The following is a 23,530-nucleotide window of genomic DNA, read 5'->3' as shown; positions in this document are numbered from 1 at the left end:
CAGCCGAGTCAGTCGAGCGTTCCGTTGCTCTCCCAGTCGCGGAGAGTTGCCGGGAGGATTTAGTACCACGACGACCGACTGGCTCGTATGGAATACGATGGGACGACGACGATCCCTGCGCTGCGGGATGCGGTCTGGGAGCCGATCACCGATCCCGAAGTGCTGACGGCGTGTGTCATGGGCGCCGAGGAGATCGAACGCGTCTCCGAGCGCCGGTACGAGGGCGTCATCCGCCAGTCCGTCGCGGGAATCACCGTCTCGCTGGCGGGCGAGGTACAGATCGAGACGATGGTGACACCCGAGCGGCTGACCTTCTCGGCAGTCGGTACTGACTCGCGGACGAACGCCCGGATGGATGCCGACGTCGAGGTGGTGCTGTCGGAGGCCGGCGAGGGCGAGACGCGAATGGACTATATCGTCGACGTCCGGTTCGCGGGCAAACTGGCGACGCTGGGCTCGCGGATCCTCCGGCGACAGATCAAGGCGAACATCGAAACGTACTTCGACAACCTGGCGGCGTACGCCGGTGAAGACGGATGAATCGCCAGCGAGAACAGCCGGAACGCGAGCGCCATCGAACTGTCGGCCGGAACACCCACCGAAAAGAGGCCCGGGGGAAACTCACGGGCGAGGCCAGGTACCCGACTGACCTGGACCGGCCGAACCTCTTGCACGCGGGGATCCTCCGATCCCAGCAGTCCCACGCCAGGATCGAACGTGTCGACCTCGACGATGCGACAGCGATCGACGGGGTTGCCAGCGTCGTCTCCCGGACCGATCTGCTCGGCGACTTCGACGACCGGGTTCGACACTACGGAGACGTCGTCGCCGCCGTCGCCGCAGAGACGCCCGCCGCCGTAGCGCGGGCGCTGGACGCTATCGAGTACGAACTCGATCCGCTCGAATCGGTCCACGACCCGGCCCGGAGCGTCCGCGCAGACGCGCCGAGGATTCACGCCGAGACGCCGGCGTACGGTCAGCCGGTCCGACACCCCCGCCACGTCGAGAACGACGACTACGAGCAGAACGTCGACGACTACCACCGACTGTCGGTTGGGGACGTCGAGGCGGGGTTCGAGGCGGCCGACCACGTCCTGGAGAGCACCTACCGGACGCCGCGGGTCAACCACTGCAACCTCGATCGGCACTGCTGTCTCGCAGAGTTCGATGGCGATAAACTCGAACTGACGGAAACTATCGGAAACCGGACACACACCGAAGACGCACTCGAACGGCTGTTCGACGAGGAGTTCGAGGTCGAGATACTGACCCCACCCGCTGCCGGGTCGAGTTTCGGCGGTCACTCCCTGGAGACGCTGACGCTCGAACCGGTCGCGGCGACGCTAGCCCGCGAGACCGGTCGCCCGGTCAAACTCGTCTTCGACCGGGAAGCGGAGTTTACCGCCGGGGATTCCCGGCACCCGACAACGCTCACGCTCCGTGCAGGGCTAACCGAAGACGGCACACTCACGGCGCTGGACGTCGACATCGTCACGGACACCGGGCCGTACCCGAACGGGGTCGGCCACATCGTTCTGCATAACTGCCAGGATCGGCCACTCGACCTCTATCGCCTCGATAACTACCGGTTTGAGGGGGTCTCGGCGTTTACGAACAACACGCCCTCGGGCGAGTATCGTGGAATCGGCGTCGCCCAGATCACGTGGGCACTGGAGTCACACGTCGACGAACTCGCCCGGCAGGCCGGGATCGACCCGGTCGCAGTCCGCCGGAAGAACTGGGTCGAGACTGGCTACGAGCGCCCCCACACCGGTGTCCCAGTCACGAGCTGTGGCCTGCAGGACTGTCTGATGCGCGGTCGCGAGACGTTCGAGCGCCTGTCCGAGGACGCCGACGAGGACCGGCTGTACGGCTGGGGAATGGCCTCGGGAGCGCACTCGACGACGCCCGCCTCGGCGAGGAACACCGACTATACGGAGGCGAAACTCGTCCTCGATGCCGAGGGAGCGATGACCGCCGTCGTCGGTGCGGTCGAACTGGGACAGGGTGCGGAGACGGCGCTCGCACAGATCGCGGCCGAGAGGACGGGCATCCCGATTGAGCGCGTTACAGTCCGGAGCAAGACTCACGCCGACGACGTCGACGACAAGTACGGCTCGATTGCCAGCCGGTCGACATATCTGATGGGCCGGGCGATCGCCGAGGCTGCCGAAGAGTTGACCGCGACCCTTCGAGAGCGGGCGAGCGACCGTCTCGGCGTTCCGATGGACGAGCTAACGGTCGCGGACGGCGAGATCCGGGACGGGGCGGAGGCGACTGAACTGGCCGAACTGATCACCGAGGGCGTATCGGCGACGGGACGGACCGAGACGACCCGCGCACCGTCATCGTTCGGCGTCCACTTCGCCGGTGTTACGATCGATCCCGAGACGGGTGGAGTCGATCTCCGGACCTACGTCGCCGCCCAGGACGTTGGGTACGCGATCAACCCCGCGATGGTCGAGGGACAGCTTCACGGAGCGGTCCAGGACGGCGTCGAGTTCGCCACGCTCTCGGAACTGCAGCTGGATCGCGGGATCCCGGAGAACCCCAACCTCGCAGACTACCCTGTGAGTTCGCCACACGAGATGCCCGCGGAGCTAGCAGTAGAGATCGTCGAATCGAACGAGGCGTCGGGCCCCTACGGCGCGAAAGGGGTCGGAACGCCCTCGATCACGCCCGTCGCGCCGGCGATCACCAACGCCATCCGCGACGCCGTCGGCACGCGATTCACGACCGCACCGGTCCGCGACGAGGACGTCTTCTTCGCGCTCCGGGAGGGTGAGCGATGAGCGAAACCACCTACTATACGCCCGAAACTGTCGACGATGCCCGCCGACGGCTCGACGGCGATGGTTTCAGAACGGTTGTCGCCGGTGGGCAGACCCTGATGTTGTTGTTGAGACAGGGGTTGCTCGACGCCGACGTGCTGGTCGACGTGGGCGACATACCGGCCCTCTCCGGGATCGAGACCGAGGACGGAACGGCGCGGATCGGTGCGGCGACGACCTACCGCGACCTCGGGAGTCACGACCTCGCGGACCGGATCGGGATGCTCGGGGACGCCTGTGGCGTCGTCGGCGACCGGCAAATCAGGGGTATGGGGACGATCGGCGGCGCGCTGGGTCACGCCGACCCGGCCTTCGACCTGATACCGACGCTATGCTGTCTCGATGCCGAGATCCGAGTCGGGAGCGTCGAGGGCGAGCGAACGGTCCCGATATCCGAGTTTCTGGTTGGACACATGACGACCGACCTGCGGCCCGACGAACTGATCGAAGGCGTTCAGGTCGGTCTCGAAATTGACGGCTCGGCCTATGAGAAACACGCCGAAACCGAAAACGGCTGGGCCACCGTGGGCGTTGCCGCAGCGGTCACGCTCGCTGATGGCCGCTTTGCGGATGTCCGGATCGCTCTCGCGGCTGTCGCGGATACGGCGGTCCGGTCGCCGGCGGTCGAGGACTCCCTCGTCAGCGAGCCAGTGACCGACGACGCGGTGGCGGCCGCCAGCGACGCTGTCGTCGCGGATATCGACCCGGTAGACGACCTCTCGGGATCGGCGACGTACACGGAGCGTCTGGCTCCAGTGGTGGTCGAACGCGCGCTCGAACGCGCCGTCGAACGGGCGGGTGGTTCGCTGTGAGACTCGCCTTCGAGCTCGACGGCAAGCAGCGGACGGTCGAGGTCGCGCCGGACGAACCCCTCCGGGACGTGCTCCGCGAGACGTGTGACAGAACCGGGATCAAATCTGGCTGTGACAGCGGCCGCTGCGGGGCCTGTACGGTGCATCTGGACGGCGAGGCGGTCAAGTCCTGCCTGGTCCCCGCAGGCAAGGCCGACGGCACGTCGATCACCACTGTCGAGGGAATCGAGGACGGGACTCTGGGCAGGGAGATACAGGACGCCTTCGAGGAACAGTTCGCGCTGCAGTGTGGCTACTGTTCGCCCGGGTTCGTGATGACTGCGCTGGCATATCTCCAGGACGATCCGGACGCCGACCGGGCGGCGATCCGGGAGGCGATTGCGGGTAACGCCTGCCGCTGTACCGGCTACGAGAACATTCTGGACGCCATCGAAGTTGTGGCCGCCGATCAGGACGACCCCTACCAGGGTTCCGCCGACCGTGACTGATCCAAACAGATAATATGCTGGTGGTCCGCTATCCCGTATGACCGTGGAACTGTCCTGTAGCGTCGGTGATATGGACACCGTACAAGCGTTGCTGACCGGAGAGGTAGAACCGCGCGGGATCGATCTGACGACTGTCGGTGAGTACCCACCCAGGCGTCACCGTCGGTTCTTCCGCCACGGCGAGTTCGACATCTGTGAGGTGTGTATCGCGTCCTACGTCTCCTCGATGGCTGCGGGAGAGGAGTTCCCCTATACCGCGATCCCCGTGTTTCCGAACCGGAAGTTCCGCCTGGCCTTTTTTTATAAGAACGCCGACGCCGGCATCGAGAAGCCCAAAGATCTCGAGGGCAAAAAAGTCGGGACACAGTCCTGGCAGACGACCGCCGACGTCTGGGTCCGCGGGATCGCCCAGGAACACTACGGGCTGGATCTCACCGATGTCCAGTGGTACCGCCGTCGGGAAGACGACGTGCCCGTCGACCTGCCCGAGAGATTCGACATCCAGCGCGTGCCGGGAAAACAGGCAGGAGACGCCATCTACGAGCCCCGTGACATGCAGGACATGCTGTTCTCGGGCGAGTTGGATGCGGCGATGGATCCCTCGGGGTCGCTGTTTCGTGCGGTCTGCCGGAACGACGAGGCCGAGTTCATGTTCGAGGACCCGAAAGCCGAGGAGATCGAGTTCTTCGAACAGACGGGAATGCACCCGCCGATGCATACCGTCGCTATCCGAGATGAGGTCCTCGAAGAGAACCCGTGGGTCGCGGTTAGCATCTACGACGCCTTCTCCGAAGCGTTGGATCGGTGCATCCAGCGCAACGTCAGTCCGAGTAGCCACACCTCGCTCACCTGGAACCATCTCCACTACAAGGAACAACACGAACTACTCGGCGAGGACGCCTGGGAGTACGGACTGCGACCCAAGACCCGGAAGGAACTCCGAACGTTCCTCGGCTACGCGGCGGATCAGGGGTTGATCTCCCGGTCGTACGATGTCGATGACCTGTTCTTCGAAACGACGCTCGATCTGTAGGGGCTATCGATCCTGGACAAATAACTCTTAGTAGCCCAGCGATCCAGAGCGTTTTCGGTCACATACGATCCGTAGTGTCTCTATCACCTGTCGAGGAGGTACTGCAGAATCCGGACTTCCTCCTCGTCAGTGATCTCCTCGGAGTCCATACAGATGTGGACGACCTTGCGGATGAGTTCGGGATCGTCGAGCGACGTCCCGTTTCCGTCAGCCGTTTCCGCGGCGAGCGAGTCGATCCGGCGTTCTAGCTGGTCGACACGTTCGACGAGGTTCTGTGTCGTCTCTGACAGTTCGACAGCGTTCGTGTCGCCCATGCTAGAGCGGTCGCCGCCAGGGATAGAGTCCAGGTCCAGTACTTCTTTGACGAACTGACGACGCTTGTCCCACTCGAACCCGGGGAGACTGTTGACGCGGTTGCTCACTGTCGCAGCCGTGACGTCTAGAAAGCTCGCTATATCGCGCTGGGTCGCATCGGGATGGGCAGCAATTGCCTGTAATGTCCTGATCTGTCTCTCCGAGATCTCCTCGGGGTCGGGGTACTCCTCCGTCGAGGAGTCCGAGTTGTTGTGTTCTGCCAGGACTCGCTTGACGACCGCTGGAGAGACATCCGAGAGCCGTTCCGCGAGCTCCGACGGCGACGCGTACGGGTCCGCCGTTGCGGCCTCAAGTACGCGATCGTGCACGGTCGACGACGGGTCCCCAGAGTGATTCATATGCTCGGGTAAGAGTAACCGGTGCCATACTAAAAAGCTTCATAGGAGCGTGCCGCCGTGACCCCGTCCCTCGCCCATCGCAAGGACCGACACAACCGATCTACACCCAGTCGATGACGAACCGTTCGAGGGCGACTACTGCACCGAAACAGGCGAGTGAGCTAATCGAGACCGTAAAAACGGCTGCGAACATCGCGGCAGTCGTCCCGAATCCATTGTTGTACTCGAGGATGAGCGTGCCGATGCCCTGATTGCCGATGAGAAACTCGCCGACGATAGCGCCGGTGAACGCGAGGATGACACTGATTTTGATGCCAGCGAAGACGGTCGGGAGCGACGAGTAAAGATAGATGTTCTTATAAACCTGCCACCGATTGGCCGAGAAGCTCTCGAGCATCTCCACGAGTTGCTCGTCAGTCTCCTGGAAGCCTGACAGAGTGTTGACGACCATCGGGAAAAAGCTGATGAGGTAGCTCACGGTGATGACGGTGTTCATCCCGAAGCCGAACCAGACGATGAATATCGGTAGCAACGTCACGATGGGGATCGACCGGATCACGATCACGTAGGGGAAGAACGTAATCTCCATGACCTTCCACTCGAACATCACCAGCGACAGCAGGTAGCCCGACACCAGCGTTAGCCCGAAGCCGATAGCAAACTCACGAAGCGTCACCTGCAACTCGGCGAGGATCGTCTCGTGGTGGTCGACAAACGCGGCTGCGATATCCGAGGGCGTCGGGAGGATGTACGCCTGGATGTCCATCGTAGGAACGGCCAACTCCCAGCCGGCCAGAACGACGACTAGAACGGCGGCTGGCAGGAGGACCTCGGGAGCGCGTATCTGCCGCCAACCGGGGGCCGGGAGCGAGCGCATAGACTATATGTAGTTCGGACCGATGTCGTACTGTTCGAGGGCGTCGTATATCTCGTTGGCCGTCTCGACCGCCAGTTCCTGATTGTTGTCGATGAACTGGTTGTCGTACATCTCCTCGGCGGAGACGTCCCCCTCGATGAGGCCCGCCTCGGTGAACGTGTCGATGGTCTGTTCCATCTTTTCGGGGGAGATCCAGCCTTTGCCCTGTTCGGTCCCGATCGACGGGTCCGGCACCTGGGCGGCGTAGTACTCCCCGAGGGCACCGCGCTGGATCTCCTCGTCGAACCCTTCGGCGGCCAGCGGTTTGTAGATCTCAAGCACCTCGTCGATCCTGTTGGCGAAAATCTGGTACGCCTTCAGCCATCCGCGGACGAAGCTATTGACCATATCTGGGTTGTTCTCGACCACCTCACGCCGCGTGTAAAGCACGATACCCAGATAATCCAACACCTGAGACGTGATGAGAACGTTCGGTGAGAGTCCCGCGTGTTCCAGTCGGGCCGCGGCCAGCGGGAAAAACTTGATCATCGCGTCGAGGTCTCCGGTACGCAGGAGGCGCTCGCCGTTACCCGGCTGGACGTTCTGGAAGGTGATCGACGAGATGTCGACATCCTTCTTGCGCATAGCCGCCTTTGCTTCGGGACCGGTCGATCCGAACGGGAACTCGCCAACAGTTTTTCCTTCGAGATCCGACCAGGTCGTGATCCCCTGCTCGCCTGTCGTGACGACCCCACCCATCGGATCAAGCAACTGGCCGATGACTACCAGGTCCCCGCCCTCCTCATTTAAGCCGAGGACTTCACTGATCCCATCGTTGCCGAACATGTCATTGCCGCTGGCGACCGCTTTGGCCGCTCCCCCATTAGAAGTCTGGAAATCGACGTTCAAACCCTCCTCTTCCCAGGTTCCGAGTTCGACGCCGGCGTCGTTTAGACCGGTTCCGATCCCGGTACGGATGTACCGGTGTCTGTACGTGACATCGGTCAGTTCCTCCTGCCCATCGTCCTCGTTACCGTTTCCGTTGTTGTCGTCGCTGTCGTTGTCGTTGTCGTCGTCTTCGTCAGCGTTTCCGTTTTCGTCATCTTCGCTCCCTTGGCCCAGACATCCTGATAGCGCAACGCCTGCGGTTGCCCCACCAGCAACCAGAAACTCCCGTCGAGATGCTGCTACCGATCGGAGTCGCGATTTGGCATCACTCTCAGTATGGATGGTGTTTTCCATGTTGTATCTTAATATCTATGCCTCGGTTATATATAAATCATGGGCGATTCCAGCTGTCTGAGAACTCAATACTTAGTGATGAACTGGTGTCACAGGCGCTATAGGGCCGTAAAACACATCTTATGCAATGTGTAGATTATGGGGCAATATAATCCTCATTCGAAAAGAGACTAAACAATATTTAATTGAATGAACACTCGCTTAACAGACCTGTTTAGGACAGCGTCGGATACGCAGTCGACCGGAGCCGTTGACTTAAGTATCGGCTGGCACTGAGCATGATTATGGCCGAGTCGATCAGGATCGACGCACTCAGCAAGTCCTTTGGGTCGGGGCCGGACACGCTTCCCGTCCTCCAGGACGTGAACTTCAGCGTGGCTAGCGAGGAATTCCTCGTTATTCTGGGTCCCTCCGGTTGTGGGAAGACGACCCTGTTGAAGATCATCGCCGGAATCGTCGATCAAACAGACGGTGCCATTTCGCTGCAGGGGGCCTCGTCGTCAGGCGATGTCCGGTCGAGCGCGGATATCTCGATGGTCTTTCAGGACTTCGTACTCCTCCCCTGGAAGACCGTCCTGGAGAACGTCGCCCTGGGGCTGAAAGTCCAGGGCGGCGTCGATAAGTCACGCAGGCGTGAGATCGCACAGGAGTGGATCGAGCGGGTCGGTCTCGAGGGCTTCGAGACGTGCTATCCGACGGAGCTTTCAGGGGGGATGCAACAGCGCGTCGGCCTGGCCCGAGCGCTGGCAGTCGACCCGGGAATCCTTCTGATGGACGAACCGTTCGGATCGCTAGACGCCCAGACGAAAGACCAGTTACAGACCGAACTACTCGAACTGTGGCAGGAGGACCGAAAGACGGTCGTGTTCGTGACCCACGACATCGACGAAGCCATTTACATGGCAGATACCATCCTCGTGCTCTCGACAAAACCGGCTACGATCGTCGACCGCGTTACGGTCGATTTCGAGCGGCCACGGACGGAGCGACGACTCGATATCGAGAGCAGTGATGCGTTCAAACGGATCAAATCACGGCTCAGGCGTGATCTCGGATTGACTGATTAGTCGTCTGTTGCCTCTTCTGGCAGCGTGTCGAGGACTGCCTCACCGGGATAGCGTTCGAGGGTCTCGGGAGACAGGTCGGCGTAGTAGCGGGATTTGGCCTCGGTATCTCCCTCGTCCCAGTCGCTCCCCATGTACGCCAGCACGTCAGCCTCCTCCAGCGAGAGCAACCGGCCGTCCAGCCCATCCGCCGTCACGTAGGCGTGTTCGACCTCACCGAAGTAGTAGCTGCAGTTCTCGAACTCGAACGAATCCATCACCGAACATTCGATGTTGCCGACTGCATCGGCCAAAAGCGGTACGTCGACGCTCTGTCCCGGAACCGTCTCTATATCGAGATGGTCGATTTTGTCGACGTCACGGCCGCTGACCGATCCAGCCACGGTCAATGCGTCGATCATGTCCGTCGATGGAGCGGCCAGGACGAACTCCGGGTTCTCCTCGATGAGTTCGTGGGTGTAGGTCTTGTGACTGACCGCTAGCTGGTAGCGGAGCGGATCGTAGCCCGCCAGCATCCACCAGGAAGCGGTCATGAGGTTCGGTCCTCGATCGGGACTGTTCGTGACGACCAGCGAGACGACCTTGGGCTTGAACAGTGACTTCGAGTCGAACTCGGAGATCTCCTCGAATCGCTCGGTGGGATCGATGGCCGTCATTGGTCGTCTTCGACGACCCGATGGACGTTGTCGAAGTAGGTATCGACGTCGCGTTTCACGATCGGTGAGATGACGCGTTTCGGAACCGACGCGACGCCACCGCTGTACTCGACTTCGGCCTGATAGGTCAACTGAACGGTCTCGTCGTCGATTTCCTCCATCTCCATCGCCGCGAGGATCTCGAAGTCGCTACCGGTCTTCGTATCGAAGGCGTTGCCAGTCGTTACGATATAGTCCGGCGGACTCATCTCGACGAACTCGGCTTCGCCGGTCAGCGAGAGCGACATCTGAGCGACTCCACGCGTGATGTCCAGTTCGTATTTCTGCTCGGAGGTGCGCACGATCGACTCTGCCCCCGGAACACACTCTGTCAGCGTCTCCGGGTCGGAGATGGTCGACCAGAGATCGTCTTTGGTTGTGGCGAGTTCGACCGTATCGGCGAACTCCAGGCGCTTGCTAGCCTCGTCGACTTGCTCCTCATCGGAGGATTCTTCGTTCTCTTGAATCATACGTAGTTGGCTCTACGCGGACTGTACAAACGGAGGGGGTTACTATTCTTCGGTGAATGCGAGAAACTGAGAACTGGTCGGGAGTTACTCTTCGATGACGGTGAAGGTGTCCGAGGCGACACCGATTTTGGTGACGGTGCCGTCGGCACCCTGGACGTCGACCTGGTAGGCGTACGTGCCGGCCGGGACCGAGTCCATGGTGGTCAGCTCCAGCGTCCCTGCCCACTGTTCCATAGTGTTCTCCTCCTCGCCGGGGATGTACCCGAGTTCGACCGGGTCGAACTGATCGGTCTCCGGGAAGGTGACTGTCACCGAGTCGACAGCGTCAGCACCCACGAACCCGGCGGTCGAGCCGTTGTAGAGGCCGATAACGAACGTCACGTCCATGTCGCTTGCGCGGAACTGCCGTTCGGGCGAACACGCGCCGACAAAGCCGGCAGTTCCGTCCGGCGCGGGGTGGCCGTTCCAGAAGGTCTCGGTCGTGGCGACGTAGTTCGTCTGGCCGACCGGTTGGGGGTCGATGATCGAGAACGAGGCCGCGGCGATCCCGACTTCGTAGAAGTTAGCCTCGTCGTTCGAGACCTGCACTTCGTAGGCGACCGAGCCGGTCTCGGCGTCGTCCGGAATATCGAAGGTGCCGTTCCACTGCGGTTTGTCACCCTCTTCTTCGGCGGGAACGAACTCCAGTTCGACGTCGTCGTACTGTCGGTCCGGGAACGAGACTGTCGCCGAGTCGACGGCGTCGTCGCCGACGATGTCGCCGGTGTCAGAGTCGTAGACTCCGATAACGAAGGTGACGTCCATGTCGTGGCGGAACTGCTGTTCAGGCGAGCACGTACCCACGTATCCACCGGTGCCCTCCGGCGCAGGGTGGCCGTTCCAGTAGGTGTTCGTCGAGACGATGTAGTTTTGCGGGTCCGATGCCGAACCGTTCTCGGTACCGTTCTCGGTACCGTTTTCGCCACCGTTCTCGGTATCGTTCTCGTTGCCGTTTTCGGTGCCGTTTTCGCCACCGTTCTCGTCGTTGCCGCCGGTACACCCGGCGAGGCCGACCGTCGCCCACGTCGCTGCGCCCGTGGCCAATACCTTTCTACGTGTCGTTAGTCGACTCCCTCGCGAGCCGTCGTTCTTGTTAAACGAATCATCGTCTTTGTTCCGGTCGTTGTTAGCTCCCATTATGTACTGAACACCAATCCGCACCGTAATAAATACTCTTGTTTCTTTTATTCCATGGGAATCAGATGTATGTCGGGGTATCGGCTAAATAGAACAAAGTTTTGAAATTACCCACGAAGAAAACAAATGTTTAGTTGTTTAACTCCGGTCGACTATTCGTTTGTGCAGATGGATGCCACAGGGTTCGATCCGGGAGATAATTGTCGCGTGAACCGTCCCAGATTCTTGTAATAGGGGAACGGCTTTATGTGGGCTGCATCGCTATCATAAGGCAGTATGAGTAACGACGATCCTGAACCTTCTGGAGGTAACAATGAGGAGACGGGCCCGAATCAGCGATCGAATCTCACGCGACGTCGACTCGTTGCGTCCGGTGCAGCGACGTGGGCGACGATCGGTCTTGCTGGCTGTAACTATATTACTGATCCGGGCCCCGAAGACGACGCTGGTGGTGACGGTGGTGACGATGGTGACGATGGTGGGAATGAGACGCCGTCAGAGAATACGACGGTCTCGAACGAGACGACGACGACCGAAAATGGGGGCGAAAACGGTGGCGAAGAGGAAGGACAGTCCTGTGCGAGCATCGGTCGGTTCGCGGCCGGGACGGACATCGCAATGAACGTCGATGTCTTCGATCAGGTGTCCGGCGATCACTTGGGCGCCGGCGAGCTCGAGTCCGTGACCGTCGAGTTCCCGGATGCCGACTTCGATCCGATCAACCTCGACTGGTCGGGACCTCACGAGAAGTTCAGACCTGAAGAGTGGGGTGGGAAACTCTCGACCGACGACGACGTCTCGTCGGGGACGTATCGGTACGAAATCGTTGTCGAGGGCGAGAGCATCGACGGAACGGAGCGGATCACCGACCAGCTCACGATAGTCTAGCCGCGATTAGCTGTACCACTGCGAACTCTGGTCGCGCCCAGCGAGCCCGAGCCAGGGTGGGGATTTTCTCTTCCAGCCGCATTTGCGTGAGGTATACCACTACCCCCGGCCGGACCTCCTGATGCATATCGACGTTCACTCCGACCCAGTTGTCCGGTCGCTAGACGTCGAGACGAAGTCGGGCCGCAAGATGGGCGGCGAGTGAGCGCTCGACCGCCGGGCCACCACTGAGTCACGTTTTTCTCTCTGCATACCCACCGACCTGTATGGACCATCAGGACGTCGCCGACCTTATCGAAGCCGAACTTCCGGATGCACAGGCAACAGTTACGCGCCCGCGCGGCGTTGAAGAGGACGACCATCTCGCGGCCGAGATAGTCTCCCCGGCGTTCGAGGGGAAATCACTGGTCGAACAGCACGAACTCGTCTACGACGCGCTGGGCGAGCACATGACGACCGACATCCACGCTATCGAACTGAGCACGTACACGCCCGAGCAGTACGAGGAGTAAGCGGCGGCAGGCCTTTTAATGAGTAGCCACGAGTACCCGCCATATGACGTTCGAGCCAGAAACTGACCTGTCCGCGGACGAGGTAGCAGAGCGCGTCGAGGAAGTCATCGAGCAGAACGACGTCGTCCTCTTCATGAAAGGCACCGAACTAATGCCACAGTGTGGTTACTCCCGCAAAGCGCTCGGTCTGCTTAGCCAGTACCGCGACGACGTCGAGACGGTCGACGTACTGCAGGCCCTCGACGAGTATCGTGCGGCGTTAGAAGACCACAGCGGCTGGGAGACGATTCCACAGACGTTCGTCGACGGCGAGTTCGTCGGCGGCAGTGATATCGTCGAGGAACTCGACGAGCGTGGCGAACTCGAGTCCAAACTCGACGTCTGAGGGGCAGAGACGCGGGGGAGACAGTACCGATGCGAGCAACCCCGGGTTCGTCGCTCCGATAATTCGAAATTCGAAACTCGATTTCGCTGTTCGTAATCTTTCGCCGGGCTTATTACGATGTACGGACTTCGAGTAGATAGAAATGACTACCGACGGGACAACCGGCGACGAGGAGGATCGCACGATCCTGCTCATCGGGAGCGGTCCGATACAGATCGGACAGGCTGCCGAATTCGACTATTCGGGCGCACAGGCCTGCCGCGCGCTCCAGGAGGAGGGTGCGAAGGTCGTACTGGTCAACTCCAACCCCGCGACGATCATGACGGACCCGGAGATGGCCGACGAAGTGTACATCGAACCGATCACGACCGAGGCCATCTCGGAGATCATCGCCGCTGAGCGGCCCGACGGCGTTATCGCCGGACTGGGCGGCCAGACTGGGCTGAACGTCACCGCCGAACTCGCCGAAGAGGGCGTCCTCGACGAGTACGACGTCGAGATCATGGGCACGTCGCTGGACACCATCTACGCGACCGAGGACCGTGATCTGTTTCGCCAGCGCATGGAGAACATCGGCCAGCCGGTTCCCGCGTCGACGACGATCTCCCTCGACGAGGGCGAATCCGTCGCCGAACTCACCGACGCCGACCTGGAAGACCGAGTCCACGACGCGGTCGACGAGGTCGGCGGACTGCCGGTCATCGCGCGCACCACCTACACGCTCGGTGGCTCCGGCTCCGGCGTCGTCGGCGAGATGGGCGAACTGATCGAGCGCGTCCGCAAGGGGCTTCGCCTCTCGCGCAACAGTGAGGTGCTGATCACCGAGTCGATCGCCGGCTGGGTCGAGTACGAATACGAGGTGATGCGGGATGCCGACGACTCCTGTATCATCATCTGCAACATGGAGAACATCGACCCGATGGGCATTCACACGGGCGAATCGACAGTCGTCACGCCCTCCCAGATCGTCCCCGACCAGGGCCACCAGGAGATGCGCACCGCCGCACTCGACGTGATCCGCGAACTCGGCATCCAGGGCGGCTGTAACATCCAGTTCGCGTGGCACGACGACGGGACGCCTGGTGGCGAATACAGGGTGGTCGAGGTCAACCCACGCGTCTCCCGCTCGTCTGCGCTCGCCTCGAAGGCGACCGGCTACCCCATCGCCCGCGTGACCGCGAAGGTCGCGCTCGGCAAGCGCCTCCACGAGATAGACAACGAGATCACCGGCGAGACGACCGCCGCCTTCGAGCCAGCGATCGACTACGTCGTCACCAAGGTGCCGCGCTGGCCCAAAGACAAGTTCGAGGACGTCGACTTCGAGCTGACGACGGCGATGAAATCGACGGGCGAGGCGATGTCGATCGGCCGCACGTTCGAGGAGTCACTGCTGAAGGCGCTTCGTTCCTCGGAGTACGACCCCGAGGCCGACTGGGCCGAGGTCGACGACGGGGAACTCGAAGAACACTACCTCGAACGACCGTCGCCGGATCGTCCGTACGCGATGTTCGAGGCGTTCGAGCGCGGCTACGACGTCGACGAGGTCGTCGAACTGACTGGCATCTTCGAGTGGTACACAGAGCGGTACAAACGCATTGCCGACTCGACGCTAGCGGCCCAGAACGGCGACTTTACCGAGGCGGCGATCGCGGGTCACACCAATGCGACTATCGCCGCGGCAGGGGGCGCAGAGGTCGAGAGCGTCGAGCAGTCGGTGCCTGGCCGTAGCTACAAGCAGGTCGACACCTGTGCCGGCGAATTCGAGGCCGAGACGCCGTACTACTACTCCTCGCGCAAGTCGGAGTTCGAGTCCGGGCCGCTGAAAGGCGACGCCGCGGCGGGCGAACTCGAAGTCGACCGCGACGCCGAGAGCGTGATCGTCGTCGGCGGTGGTCCGATCCGCATCGGACAGGGCGTCGAGTTCGACTACTGTTCGGTCCACGCGGTCCGTGCGCTACGCGAACTCGGTATCGACGCCTACGTCGTCAACAACAACCCCGAGACGGTCTCGACCGACTACGACACCTCCGACGGCCTCTTTTTCGAGCCGATTACGGCCGAAGAGGTCGCGGACGTGGCCGAGGCCACCGGTGCTGACGGCGTGATGGTCCAGTTCGGTGGGCAGACGTCGGTCAACATCGGCGAACCCTTGCAGGACGAGATCGAGCGCCGCGGTCTGGACTGCGAGATCATGGGCACGAGCGTCGAGGCGATGGACCTTGCGGAGGATCGCAACCGGTTCAACGCCCTGATGAACGACCTGGGCATCGCCCAGCCAGAGGGTGGTACCGCCACCAGCGAGGGGGGAGCGATCGAACTCGCTCACGAGATCGGCTACCCCGTTCTCGTGCGCCCCTCCTACGTACTCGGCGGTCGCGCGATGCAGGTCGTCTACAGCGACGCCGAACTGAAGACCTACATCGAGGAGGCGGTTCGTGTCGCACCGGACAAACCGATCCTCGTCGACGACTTCCTCGAAGACGCCATCGAACTCGACGTCGATGCCGTGGCGGACGGCGAGAACGTCATCATCGGCGGTATCATGGAACACGTCGAAAGCGCCGGGGTCCACTCCGGCGACTCGGCGTGTATGATCCCGCCCCGGTCGCTCGGCCGCGACGTCAACCGCCGCGTCCGCGAAGTGACCGAAGAGATCGCCCACGCGCTCGATACGGTCGGCCTGATGAACGTCCAACTCGCAGTCAAGGACGAGGAAGTGTACGTGCTGGAAGCGAACCCACGCTCTTCGCGTACCGTCCCGTTCGTCTCGAAGGCGACCGGCGTTCCGATCGCAAAGCTCGCGGCGAAGGTGATGAACGGCACCCCCCTCGACGAACTCGACGTGCAAGAGCAGGTTCCCGCCCAGACCTCGATCAAGGAGGTCGTCCTGCCGTTCGACCGTCTGCCGGGGTCGGACCCGCGTCTCGGCCCGGAGATGAAATCGACCGGCGAGGTCATGGGGACCGCAGACACGTTCGGCAAAGCCTACGACAAAGCCCAGGACTCGGTCGGCAAGCCGATCCCCGAATCGGGGACTGTCGTCATCGATCTCTCGGCCGACGAGTTCCCCGGCCCGGACAGCGAGACCGGCGAGGCTCTGGTTGACGGGTTCACCAACTACTACGATCTCTGCGAAGCAGTCGATCTGATCGATGCAGTCAAGCGCGGCGAGGTCGATCTGATCATCTCGCGCGACCGCGATCTGCTGGAGACGGCCGTCGAGGAGGAAGTCACGTACTTCTCGACGACCGCTTCCGCGAAGGCGGCGCTCGAAGCACGCAAGCAACAGGACGATCCGATCGACGTCAGACCGGTTACCGACCGCCCACAGCGTCAGGAGTACTGGGGCCAGCCCAAACAGTAGCTGACGGCCCACACGACTGACTGACCGTCCGGCGGACCAGACTTGCAAGTTACTGTCCAGTCGCTGGCGGCAGGACGACTCTTCTAGCGGCACCAATTTCCGTATTATCCGAAATATGCCTAAAGAGGGCCTGAAACCTCCGTGTACAATCGGATATAAACTAACTAAATTCGGATAAATATGGTGCAATTCGGGCAAACAAACTGCCTCTTATTACCCCGATTAGCACCTGGGTCTGGATGCATGACGAACAACCGAGCGGATTACGAACGACAGAATCGCACGTCGGACGACGACGACGGTATGCACCGCCGCAGTGTACTCGCGGCCGGCGGGGCAGCGGGTGCCGCGTTGATCGCTGGCTGTACGGGTGGCGGCGATACCGAACCCACGACCGACGACAAGAACGTCGAAAGCGGCATGTTCCGTCTGTTGGTCACTGACCTGCCGGCCGATATCGGCGACTTCGACTCCCTCGAGGTTACGCTCGACGAAGCGCGCGTGTTCCCTGGCGAAGAAGAGGACGATGGGGAAGCCGAAAACGGCGAAGAAGACGAAGAGGACGACGAGGAAGCCGAAAACGGCGAGGACGCCGAAGAGAACGATGGGGAAGCCGAAAACGGCGAAGAAGACGGAGAAGACGTGCCGGACGAGGACGGCGCGAACGAGGAAGACGAGCAAGAAGGTGAAAAAGAAGACGAAGAGGAAGAAGAGGGAGACGATCGGGACTCCTTCTACATCGAACTGGACAGCGCGACCGTCGATCTAACCCAGGTCGTCGGCGACAAAGCGATGGCCGTCTTCGAGGGCGAACTCGACGCCGGCAAGTACTCCAAAGTCGAACTCTACGCGGAGAACATCGTGGGAATGGTCGACGGCGAGGAGGTCAACGTGAAGATTCCCAGCGGGAAACTCCAGATAGTCCACGGGTTCGAGGTTCGTGCGGAGGAGACCACGACCTTCGTCTTCGACATTCACGTCGTCCGGAAAGGCAACGGCGGCTATAATCTGCGCCCCGTCATCTCGGGGAGCGGTGTCAACGGCGAAGACGTCGACGTCGAAGAGGTCGATGACGAGGACGAAGAGGAAGAAGAAGACGATGAAGCGGCCGACGAAGCAGACGCCGAAGACGCGGATGACAGCGACGAACAGAACACAGAGCAGGATTCGAACGACGCCGATGGGGATGACTCGACTGACAACTCTACCCAGTAACGTATCGACTCCGGTCTCTGACGCCGTAGTACAGTAGTTGACGTCCCTTTGTACCCTATATCGACGTCCCACCCCATACCTCCTTACTCAGCGCGTCGTAACTATCGCGTATGAGACGTCGTGACGGAGCGCCCGGGCGGGAAACGCAGGCTGCCGACTCTACGGAGCGACGCATCTGGTACGGTCACGGGACGCTCAGGCGGGTCGAAAAAGATCCCCTCGGCATGCTTCTGCAGGACGTCATCCGAATCTACGCCGAGATTTCGGTGCTATCGTTGCCAGTGCTGGTGCTCGTGATGTTGCTCCCGCCCGGTGTCTGGTACGATGCCACGGCGACCGCGCTTGTCGCGTGGATGCTGATGACGGCCGTCGGAACGCTGATCCGGGGCGGGTGGATCCAGCCCCTTGCGACGGAGACTGCGGGCTGGGTGACGCTCTCGCCCTGGCTACTCGCACTTCGGGTCGTCTACTTCAATCTCGCCTTCGTGGTGTCGGCCTTTGGGGGGGTCGTGGTCGCCGCCGCCCTCGGCTGGCCGCCCGCGGGTGTTCTCTGGGCTGGTCCCGTGGCTATCGTCTCGATCCTGCTGTTCCCCCGCGTCGCCGAAGAAACGGCGGCCCGGGTCGGCTACCACTAGACAGCGGCCTCGTCGAACTCGAAGAGGACGGTATCACAGTCTTCACACGCGAGCACCAGTTGTCCCGGTCGGCGCTGATACGTGCCGGGGCCGCCACAGCAGTTCCGGATCGTCGTCTCGATGACGTCGCCGCCACAGTTCGGACAGAGTTCGATGAACGTTCGCAGCGGCTCTGCCGCCGCCGCGCGCATATCGGCGTCCACGTCCCAGTTAGCGAGCGTCTCGGTTGCCGCCACCTCGGCGATCGCGATCGGGTGGCTGAGCCAGATATCGCGGCCCGCGCCCTTGATCAGGATCCGACTGCCGTGGGCCTCCCCTTCGACGTCGTGTGGTGAGGCCGCCGCCGTTCGGTCCGCCAGCGCCTGCGGTTCGAGGTCGGCGAGTTCTTCGATCCGGTCTTCCCAGCTATCCCGGAACGACTCGTTCAGGAATAGCTCTTCCTCGCCGGCTTCGATAACGCCTGCCCCGGCGAGTGCCTCAATGATCTCTTCGCCCTCGAAGTTGGCCGGATCGGCCTCCGTGTCGTCGCTCCCGGTGAGCGACCCGGACCCGACGCCCTCCGGTTCGTCGTGGTCGAAGTCGACCGGGAGTGGGCGAACCAGATCGGGAGCGAACGACGGCGTGCCCGGAACGACGTAACCACGGAGGTAGATCAGTACACTCCCGACGCCGACGGCGAGATAGCCGAGCGGCTTTCGCACCTTGTAGAGGATCAGGCCGATTATCGCGACTATCGCGGCGTTGACAACCGTACACGACTCGCAGCGATTCTCGCCGGTGTACTCCGGACGACGAATCGCCTCGGCCCCCCGCGCGAGGCTATCGATCAGTGACATACCAAATCGTTTGCTTCAGGTGTTGTAAAAATATCGACTACGGTGGCGATCAGACCATTTCGGCCGGTTTCGTCGTCGGATCGCCGTGGACGAGTCGGTACACGCTCGGGAACGCCGCCAGTCCCAGCGCGATAACGACGCCGCCGAAGAGGGTATACCAGTACGATCCCAGCGAAACCGCCGCCGCTCCGACGCCCCACGACGAGATAAAATACAGGACGCTAAAGTACAGCACCCGGAGCGGCGCGCTCGTCAACTCGCCGCGACGGGGCCACTTCCCGACATCGATCGTCTGCTGGCGAAAGCCCGCGAGCGACAGATAGCCGACGAACAGTGCCATGAGACCCGCCAGCGGGACCGCATCGGGATACTGGTACTGCAGCAGGAACACTGCCAGAAAGCCAGGCGTCGCCAGGACCGATAGCTCGACCCCGGCGAAGAAAATCTCCTCCAGCCAGCCAAACAGCCCAAGGCTCTCTTCGATCGCGTCGTCGGCCGCGTTCTCTGAGGTCGTCACAATCAGTATCGTGTTCTGCATCCACCGACTTAACGCTTTCAGCGTCACCAGGTGGCTACTCTCCCGACTGTGAGTCTCTGAGGTGCGCCAGAAGAGCGGGTTCTCGGAGACGAATCTTACTGTTCGCTATTCGTATTTGATGATTGATCATTCGAGACTTGCGGTATCTATAAGTAGGATAGTATCATTAACAACAGGTGTAATGGTTGAAAACGATCCGACCACTGACGGAAAGCCGAGTGGCGTTTCCCGACGCCGGTTCCTGCAAGCTACAGGAGCGGCGAGCGCCGCAATGGGCGTTGCTGGCTGTCTCGGGGACGAATTCGAGGGAATAGAAATCTCGGCGGACGACAACTTCGCCGGAATCGAAGACGAGATTCAGCAGGCGCTCTGGGACGCGGGTCTCGACGAGGGCATCGAAATCCGGATCCTGCCAGGCGACTTCGAGACTGACTCACGACGGGCAGACTACACGAATACACTGGACGCGGGCCGTGCCAGTCCGGACGTCTTCATGATGGACTCCGGCTGGACGATTCCGTTTATGCTCCGCGAGCAGGTCGTCAACCTCGAAGAGGAACTCTCGGACGAGACGCTCGAGTCCGTCAAGAACGACTACCTGCAGGCCTCGGTCGACACCGCAACCAATCCGGAAACTGGCGAACTGCAGGCGCTCCCGTTCTTCCCGGACTACCCGATGATGAACTACCGGAAGGATCTGGTCGAGGAGGCCGGGTTCGATCCGGAAGCCGAGAACTGGTCGACCGAGCCGATGACCTGGCAGCAGTTCGCCGAAGTCGCCGCCGAGGTCTGGGAGTACCACGGCGGCTCCGACGGCGATTACGACTACGGGTTCACCACGCAGGCACAGGCCTACGAGGGCCTTTCGTGCTGTACGTTCAACGAGACGATGACCTCGTGGGGCGGTGCGTACTTCGGCGACCACGAGAACCTCTTCGGGCCGGTCGGTGACCGGCCGGTCACCGTCGACGACGAGCCGATGTACGACACGATCCGCATGATGCGGTCGTTCATGTACGGTCCCGACGAGGAGAACACCCTCGACGGCTACCCACAGATCACCAACAGCGATCTCGTCGAATTCGGCGAAGAGGAGGCCCGGGCCCCGTTCACAGGCGGGAACGCGATCTTCATGCGTAACTGGCCGTACGTCATCCCGATCCACGCCGAGGACGGTGTCGGCGAGGTCGGAACGATGCCGCTCCCCTACGCGGTCGAAGAATCGGAAGCCGAGTACGAGGGTGCTGGCGGTAGCTCTCACGCCCTTGGCGGCTGGCACTTCACTGTCAACCCCAACTCGGACAGCGTCGACGACGCTGTGCAGGTGCTCGAGGCCTTTGCCAACGAGAGCGTGATGCTCGAGGTCTTCGAGTTGCAGGCGACGCTCCCGCCGGACCCGAATGTCCTGTCGAACGCCGACCCGGAGGCGGTCGGACCGATCGGCGATCACCTCGACACCCTGTCGTTCATCGCCGAGAACACCGTTCCGCGGCCGGTGACCGATCTCTGGCCCGAGCAGTCCGCACTCGTCTACCAGGAGGTCCACGATGCCTACAGGGGCGAAAAGACTCCCGAAGACGCGATGTCTGAACTCCAAACCCAGCTCGAAAGTTCCGAACAGTAAGGGTGTAACGCCTGTCGGACCCGCTCCCCGATAGGTTTAATACTCATTTCCAATGTTACTTATTAATCAACACAGATGATCGCGCACAACAGTCGATCACTGATGACCGGGGGATAACCAGAATCATGTCAACAGATCAACAATCTGGCCAGAGTTCGCGGCTCCTGATGCGGCCGCTCAACTGGCTCGAAACACAGACCGAAGAGGTGTACGCCTACATCTTGCTCGCGCCAGCGTTCGCGTTGCTGGGGTTAGTGGCGTTCTATCCGCTACTCCAGACGCTCCGGTTCTCGATGCTCAAGGACCAGACTGCGGCGGTCGAAGTGTTCGGTGGGTTCGTGGGCCTCGACAACTACATCGACGTGCTGACGGGTGATGCACGAGTGCCACGACAGTTCATCGACATCACGACTACGAGCGGATTCCCGTATATCGAGATGGGAGCGCCGTTCCTGCGGCAGGCGCTGTTCGTCACGCTCGCGTTCGTGATCATCAGCGTCCTGTTCGAGACGCTGATCGGCTTCGGACAGGCGCTCGTTCTCGATAAGGACTTCCGGGGTAACCGGTGGGTCCGGGTCGCGGTCATCATCCCGTGGGCCGTACCGATCGTCATCCAGGCAATGATCTTCTTCCTGGTCTTCAACCCGAACGTCGGCTTCCTGAGCGATCCGATGCAATCGCTTGGGCTGTTCGGAGCGAATCCACTGGCGAGCACGCGCGACTCGTTTATAATCGTCACCGTGGCCGATATCTGGAAGACGTCGGCGTTCATGGCGTTGCTGATCCTCGCCGGACTCCAGAGTATCGATCGATCCCTGTACGACGTCGCAAAAGTGTCCGGGGCGACGCCGTGGCAGCGGTTCAAATACATCACGCTACCGCTAGTCGGACCCGCACTGATCGTCGCCATGCTGTTCCGAACGATGGACGCGATGCGCATCTACGGGCTCATCGACGCCAGCGTCGGCTGCTCGACGGTCCCATCTATGACCTGTCTTGTGATTATCTCGCTGGATCAGACCAGACGCTGGGCAACGGCGTCGACGGTGGCGTTCCTGACCGCCATCGTAATCTCGCTGTTCGTCCTCGTCTACCTGATCTTCCTGCGAGATACTGGAGGTGAGAGTCTATCATGAGTACCGATACCGAAGAACACCCAGATATCGCCGCACAGCAACAGATGACGGACGAACCCGAGATCGATCGGGGTCTCGTAGAGGCGTGGGTTGCGAGGATGATCAGCAACCCCGAACGCGCCTACAAGATGGCGTTTTACACCTTTACGATCGCGTTCTTGCTGACCACGCTGTTCCCGTTCTACTGGCTACTGATGCTCGCGCTGACGCCGTCAGGCCAGTTCGGACGGGACAGTATCGTCCTCACGCCCGGCGGATTCGACGCCTCGTTGCTTACAGAGGGTGATATCGCCATGGGGACCAATCCGGGTGCGTTCATCGACGTCTTCACGACGCTCCCGTTCCACCGGTTCGTGTTCAACAGTTTCCTGATCGCTACGATCGGGACGGTGCTCGTCCTCTTTGTGGCATCGCTGGCAGGCTACGTCTTCGGACGACTCCAGTTCCGGGGGAAGACGCCGCTACTGTTGACCGTGCTGGTCGTGTCCTTTTTCCCGCCAGCAGCCTTCTTCGTGCCACTAAACCGGCTGTTCAGCCGGAACTTCGCCGTGCTGGAACCGATCGTCTCGAACGGTTCGCTGTACAACCATCCATCGGCGATCATCATTCCGGTCTCGGCGTTGTACCTCCCGCTCGCTATCTTCATCCTGATGGTGTTCTACTCCCAGATCCCGGATGGGCTAGAGGACGCCGCCAGAGTTGAGGGGACGACCCGCCTCGGCGCGCTGTTCCGCGTCATCGTTCCCCTGTCTGCTCCGGGCGTCGCGACCGCTGGTGTGCTGTCGTTTATCACCATCTACAACGAGTACTTCTTTTCCTCGTTGATGACGTCCGGGCGTCCCGACGACTGGGCACCGATGCTCGAAGGCGTGTTGAGCTTTCAGGGCCAGTACGAGACCCTGTTCAATCTGATGGCGGCATCCAGTATTATCGCCGTATTGCCGATCGCGATACTGGTGATCGTCGCACAGGAAAAGATCGTGAGCGGACTTACACAAGGAGCAGTCAAGGAGTAAA

General features: G+C 61.3%; 23 protein-coding genes. 15 read left to right on the top strand and 8 right to left on the bottom strand.

The window, feature by feature from the left end:
- The first annotated feature begins 87 nt into the window (after nucleotides 1-87).
- Genes ACFQL3_RS15170 through ACFQL3_RS15150 form a run of 5 tightly spaced genes read left to right on the top strand, consistent with a single transcriptional unit; the run spans nucleotide 88 to nucleotide 5,164 of the window.
- The gene (locus ACFQL3_RS15170; RefSeq protein ID WP_377055787.1) at nucleotides 88-540 is read left to right on the top strand and encodes a CoxG family protein; all 453 of its coding nucleotides are present in this window, start codon (nucleotides 88-90) and stop codon (nucleotides 538-540) included.
- A complete protein-coding gene (locus ACFQL3_RS15165; protein WP_377055785.1) occupies nucleotides 537-2,792 on the top strand; it encodes a xanthine dehydrogenase family protein molybdopterin-binding subunit in 2,256 nt (751 codons plus the stop codon). Before ACFQL3_RS15170 ends, ACFQL3_RS15165 begins: the two co-directional genes overlap by 4 nt.
- Nucleotides 2,789-3,643, top strand: coding sequence for an FAD binding domain-containing protein (locus tag ACFQL3_RS15160; RefSeq protein ID WP_377055783.1), 855 nt, complete (start codon nucleotides 2,789-2,791; stop codon nucleotides 3,641-3,643). The genes ACFQL3_RS15165 and ACFQL3_RS15160 overlap by 4 nt, the downstream gene beginning before the upstream one ends.
- Nucleotides 3,640-4,131 (top strand): (2Fe-2S)-binding protein, encoded by a 492-nt coding sequence (locus ACFQL3_RS15155; protein ID WP_377055781.1) that lies wholly within the window; start codon nucleotides 3,640-3,642, stop codon nucleotides 4,129-4,131. The genes ACFQL3_RS15160 and ACFQL3_RS15155 overlap by 4 nt, the downstream gene beginning before the upstream one ends.
- A 37-nt stretch (nucleotides 4,132-4,168) precedes the next feature.
- A complete protein-coding gene (locus ACFQL3_RS15150; protein ID WP_377055779.1) occupies nucleotides 4,169-5,164 on the top strand; it encodes an ABC transporter substrate-binding protein in 996 nt (331 codons plus the stop codon).
- Between the two features lie 83 nt (nucleotides 5,165-5,247).
- Here ACFQL3_RS15150 and ACFQL3_RS15145 read toward each other — a convergent pair whose 3' ends face one another.
- From ACFQL3_RS15145 to ACFQL3_RS15135, 3 genes are all read right to left on the bottom strand, one after another.
- Nucleotides 5,248-5,877, bottom strand: coding sequence for a winged helix-turn-helix transcriptional regulator (locus ACFQL3_RS15145; protein ID WP_377055777.1), 630 nt, complete (start codon nucleotides 5,875-5,877; stop codon nucleotides 5,248-5,250).
- A 100-nt stretch (nucleotides 5,878-5,977) separates the two neighbouring features.
- Nucleotides 5,978-6,643: an ABC transporter permease gene (locus ACFQL3_RS15140; protein WP_377055775.1), complete on the bottom strand. Its 666-nt coding sequence runs from the start codon at nucleotides 6,641-6,643 to the stop codon at nucleotides 5,978-5,980.
- A 114-nt stretch (nucleotides 6,644-6,757) separates the two neighbouring features.
- Entirely contained in the window at nucleotides 6,758-7,975 is a 1,218-nt protein-coding gene (locus ACFQL3_RS15135; protein ID WP_377055773.1) for an ABC transporter substrate-binding protein, read from the bottom strand.
- A gap of 284 nt (nucleotides 7,976-8,259) precedes the next feature.
- Between ACFQL3_RS15135 and ACFQL3_RS15130 the strand changes: the two genes are divergently transcribed.
- Nucleotides 8,260-9,042: an ABC transporter ATP-binding protein gene (locus ACFQL3_RS15130; RefSeq protein ID WP_377055771.1), complete on the top strand. Its 783-nt coding sequence runs from the start codon at nucleotides 8,260-8,262 to the stop codon at nucleotides 9,040-9,042.
- Here the strand turns inward: ACFQL3_RS15130 and ACFQL3_RS15125 are convergent.
- From ACFQL3_RS15125 to ACFQL3_RS15115, 3 genes are all read right to left on the bottom strand, one after another.
- Nucleotides 9,039-9,695 (bottom strand): flavin reductase family protein, encoded by a 657-nt coding sequence (locus tag ACFQL3_RS15125; RefSeq protein WP_377055769.1) that lies wholly within the window; start codon nucleotides 9,693-9,695, stop codon nucleotides 9,039-9,041. The two genes, ACFQL3_RS15130 and ACFQL3_RS15125, sit on opposite strands and share 4 nt — an antisense overlap.
- Entirely contained in the window at nucleotides 9,692-10,204 is a 513-nt protein-coding gene (locus ACFQL3_RS15120; RefSeq protein ID WP_377055767.1) for a CoxG family protein, read from the bottom strand. The genes ACFQL3_RS15125 and ACFQL3_RS15120 overlap by 4 nt, the downstream gene beginning before the upstream one ends.
- Nucleotides 10,205-10,288: 84 nt before the next feature.
- Nucleotides 10,289-11,380 carry a hypothetical protein gene (locus ACFQL3_RS15115; RefSeq protein WP_377055765.1) on the bottom strand — a complete coding sequence of 364 codons (1,092 nt, stop codon included), beginning with the start codon at nucleotides 11,378-11,380 and terminating at the stop codon, nucleotides 10,289-10,291.
- 276 nt (nucleotides 11,381-11,656) lie between these two features.
- Between ACFQL3_RS15115 and ACFQL3_RS15110 the strand changes: the two genes are divergently transcribed.
- The 6 genes from ACFQL3_RS15110 to ACFQL3_RS15085 all read left to right on the top strand — a co-directional run bounded on the left by ACFQL3_RS15110 (nucleotide 11,657) and on the right by ACFQL3_RS15085 (nucleotide 18,379).
- A complete protein-coding gene (locus ACFQL3_RS15110; RefSeq protein WP_377055763.1) occupies nucleotides 11,657-12,268 on the top strand; it encodes a hypothetical protein in 612 nt (203 codons plus the stop codon).
- Between the two features lie 266 nt (nucleotides 12,269-12,534).
- Nucleotides 12,535-12,780: a BolA family protein gene (locus ACFQL3_RS15105; protein ID WP_377055761.1), complete on the top strand. Its 246-nt coding sequence runs from the start codon at nucleotides 12,535-12,537 to the stop codon at nucleotides 12,778-12,780.
- 43 nt (nucleotides 12,781-12,823) lie between these two features.
- On the top strand, nucleotides 12,824-13,165 hold the full coding sequence (locus ACFQL3_RS15100; RefSeq protein ID WP_377055759.1) for a glutaredoxin family protein: 342 nt from the start codon (nucleotides 12,824-12,826) through the stop codon (nucleotides 13,163-13,165).
- Between the two features lie 142 nt (nucleotides 13,166-13,307).
- Nucleotides 13,308-16,529 (top strand): carbamoyl-phosphate synthase large subunit, encoded by a 3,222-nt coding sequence (gene carB, locus ACFQL3_RS15095; protein ID WP_377055757.1) that lies wholly within the window; start codon nucleotides 13,308-13,310, stop codon nucleotides 16,527-16,529.
- A 243-nt stretch (nucleotides 16,530-16,772) separates the two neighbouring features.
- Nucleotides 16,773-17,744: a DUF4382 domain-containing protein gene (locus ACFQL3_RS15090; protein ID WP_377055755.1), complete on the top strand. Its 972-nt coding sequence runs from the start codon at nucleotides 16,773-16,775 to the stop codon at nucleotides 17,742-17,744.
- 110 nt (nucleotides 17,745-17,854) lie between these two features.
- Nucleotides 17,855-18,379, top strand: coding sequence for a hypothetical protein (locus ACFQL3_RS15085; RefSeq protein WP_377055753.1), 525 nt, complete (start codon nucleotides 17,855-17,857; stop codon nucleotides 18,377-18,379).
- On the opposite strand, the gene ACFQL3_RS15080 is transcribed toward ACFQL3_RS15085, so the two are convergent.
- Nucleotides 18,376-19,215, bottom strand: a complete 840-nt coding sequence (locus tag ACFQL3_RS15080) for a hypothetical protein (protein ID WP_377055752.1) — start codon at nucleotides 19,213-19,215, stop codon at nucleotides 18,376-18,378. The genes ACFQL3_RS15085 and ACFQL3_RS15080 overlap by 4 nt on opposite strands.
- 49 nt (nucleotides 19,216-19,264) lie before the next feature.
- Nucleotides 19,265-19,732, bottom strand: coding sequence for a hypothetical protein (locus ACFQL3_RS15075; RefSeq protein ID WP_377055751.1), 468 nt, complete (start codon nucleotides 19,730-19,732; stop codon nucleotides 19,265-19,267).
- 202 nt (nucleotides 19,733-19,934) lie between these two features.
- On the opposite strand from ACFQL3_RS15075, the gene ACFQL3_RS15070 reads away from it, so the two are divergent.
- The 3 genes from ACFQL3_RS15070 to ACFQL3_RS15060 all read left to right on the top strand — a co-directional run bounded on the left by ACFQL3_RS15070 (nucleotide 19,935) and on the right by ACFQL3_RS15060 (nucleotide 23,529).
- The gene (locus tag ACFQL3_RS15070) at nucleotides 19,935-21,377 is read left to right on the top strand and encodes a substrate-binding domain-containing protein (RefSeq protein WP_377055749.1); all 1,443 of its coding nucleotides are present in this window, start codon (nucleotides 19,935-19,937) and stop codon (nucleotides 21,375-21,377) included.
- Nucleotides 21,378-21,502: 125 nt separating this feature from the next.
- Complete coding sequence (locus ACFQL3_RS15065) at nucleotides 21,503-22,513, top strand: carbohydrate ABC transporter permease (RefSeq protein WP_377055747.1); 1,011 nt, start codon at nucleotides 21,503-21,505, stop codon at nucleotides 22,511-22,513.
- Nucleotides 22,510-23,529, top strand: coding sequence for a carbohydrate ABC transporter permease (locus ACFQL3_RS15060; RefSeq protein ID WP_377055745.1), 1,020 nt, complete (start codon nucleotides 22,510-22,512; stop codon nucleotides 23,527-23,529). The genes ACFQL3_RS15065 and ACFQL3_RS15060 overlap by 4 nt, the downstream gene beginning before the upstream one ends.
- Nucleotide 23,530 lies beyond the last annotated feature (1 nt).

Source organism: Natronoarchaeum sp. GCM10025321 (assembly GCF_042663585.1).
GTDB lineage: Archaea > Halobacteriota > Halobacteria > Halobacteriales > Natronoarchaeaceae > Natranaeroarchaeum.
The sequence above is the reverse complement of the archived record's forward strand: the minus strand, read 5'-3'. Positions and strand labels throughout refer to the sequence as shown.

Bases quoted from the DNA above. Each gene is read 5' to 3' on its own strand.
- ACFQL3_RS15065 (WP_377055747.1), top strand. From the start codon at position 21,503: ATGTCAACAGATCAACAATCTGGCCAGAGTTCGCGGCTCCTGATGCGG.
- ACFQL3_RS15150 (WP_377055779.1), top strand. From the start codon at position 4,169: ATGACCGTGGAACTGTCCTGTAGCGTCGGTGATATGGACACCGTACAA.
- ACFQL3_RS15130 (WP_377055771.1), top strand. From the start codon at position 8,260: ATGGCCGAGTCGATCAGGATCGACGCACTCAGCAAGTCCTTTGGGTCG.
- ACFQL3_RS15110 (WP_377055763.1), top strand. From the start codon at position 11,657: ATGAGTAACGACGATCCTGAACCTTCTGGAGGTAACAATGAGGAGACG.
- ACFQL3_RS15165 (WP_377055785.1), top strand. From the start codon at position 537: ATGAATCGCCAGCGAGAACAGCCGGAACGCGAGCGCCATCGAACTGTC.
- ACFQL3_RS15080 (WP_377055752.1), bottom strand. From the start codon at position 19,215: ATGTCACTGATCGATAGCCTCGCGCGGGGGGCCGAGGCGATTCGTCGT.
- ACFQL3_RS15100 (WP_377055759.1), top strand. From the start codon at position 12,824: ATGACGTTCGAGCCAGAAACTGACCTGTCCGCGGACGAGGTAGCAGAG.
- ACFQL3_RS15105 (WP_377055761.1), top strand. From the start codon at position 12,535: ATGGACCATCAGGACGTCGCCGACCTTATCGAAGCCGAACTTCCGGAT.
- ACFQL3_RS15135 (WP_377055773.1), bottom strand. From the start codon at position 7,975: ATGGAAAACACCATCCATACTGAGAGTGATGCCAAATCGCGACTCCGA.
- ACFQL3_RS15070 (WP_377055749.1), top strand. From the start codon at position 19,935: ATGGTTGAAAACGATCCGACCACTGACGGAAAGCCGAGTGGCGTTTCC.
- ACFQL3_RS15145 (WP_377055777.1), bottom strand. From the start codon at position 5,877: ATGAATCACTCTGGGGACCCGTCGTCGACCGTGCACGATCGCGTACTT.
- ACFQL3_RS15160 (WP_377055783.1), top strand. From the start codon at position 2,789: ATGAGCGAAACCACCTACTATACGCCCGAAACTGTCGACGATGCCCGC.
- ACFQL3_RS15125 (WP_377055769.1), bottom strand. From the start codon at position 9,695: ATGACGGCCATCGATCCCACCGAGCGATTCGAGGAGATCTCCGAGTTC.
- ACFQL3_RS15170 (WP_377055787.1), top strand. From the start codon at position 88: ATGGAATACGATGGGACGACGACGATCCCTGCGCTGCGGGATGCGGTC.
- carB (WP_377055757.1), top strand. From the start codon at position 13,308: ATGACTACCGACGGGACAACCGGCGACGAGGAGGATCGCACGATCCTG.
- ACFQL3_RS15085 (WP_377055753.1), top strand. From the start codon at position 17,855: ATGAGACGTCGTGACGGAGCGCCCGGGCGGGAAACGCAGGCTGCCGAC.
- ACFQL3_RS15090 (WP_377055755.1), top strand. From the start codon at position 16,773: ATGACGAACAACCGAGCGGATTACGAACGACAGAATCGCACGTCGGAC.
- ACFQL3_RS15120 (WP_377055767.1), bottom strand. From the start codon at position 10,204: ATGATTCAAGAGAACGAAGAATCCTCCGATGAGGAGCAAGTCGACGAG.
- ACFQL3_RS15115 (WP_377055765.1), bottom strand. From the start codon at position 11,380: ATGGGAGCTAACAACGACCGGAACAAAGACGATGATTCGTTTAACAAG.
- ACFQL3_RS15060 (WP_377055745.1), top strand. From the start codon at position 22,510: ATGAGTACCGATACCGAAGAACACCCAGATATCGCCGCACAGCAACAG.
- ACFQL3_RS15140 (WP_377055775.1), bottom strand. From the start codon at position 6,643: ATGGACATCCAGGCGTACATCCTCCCGACGCCCTCGGATATCGCAGCC.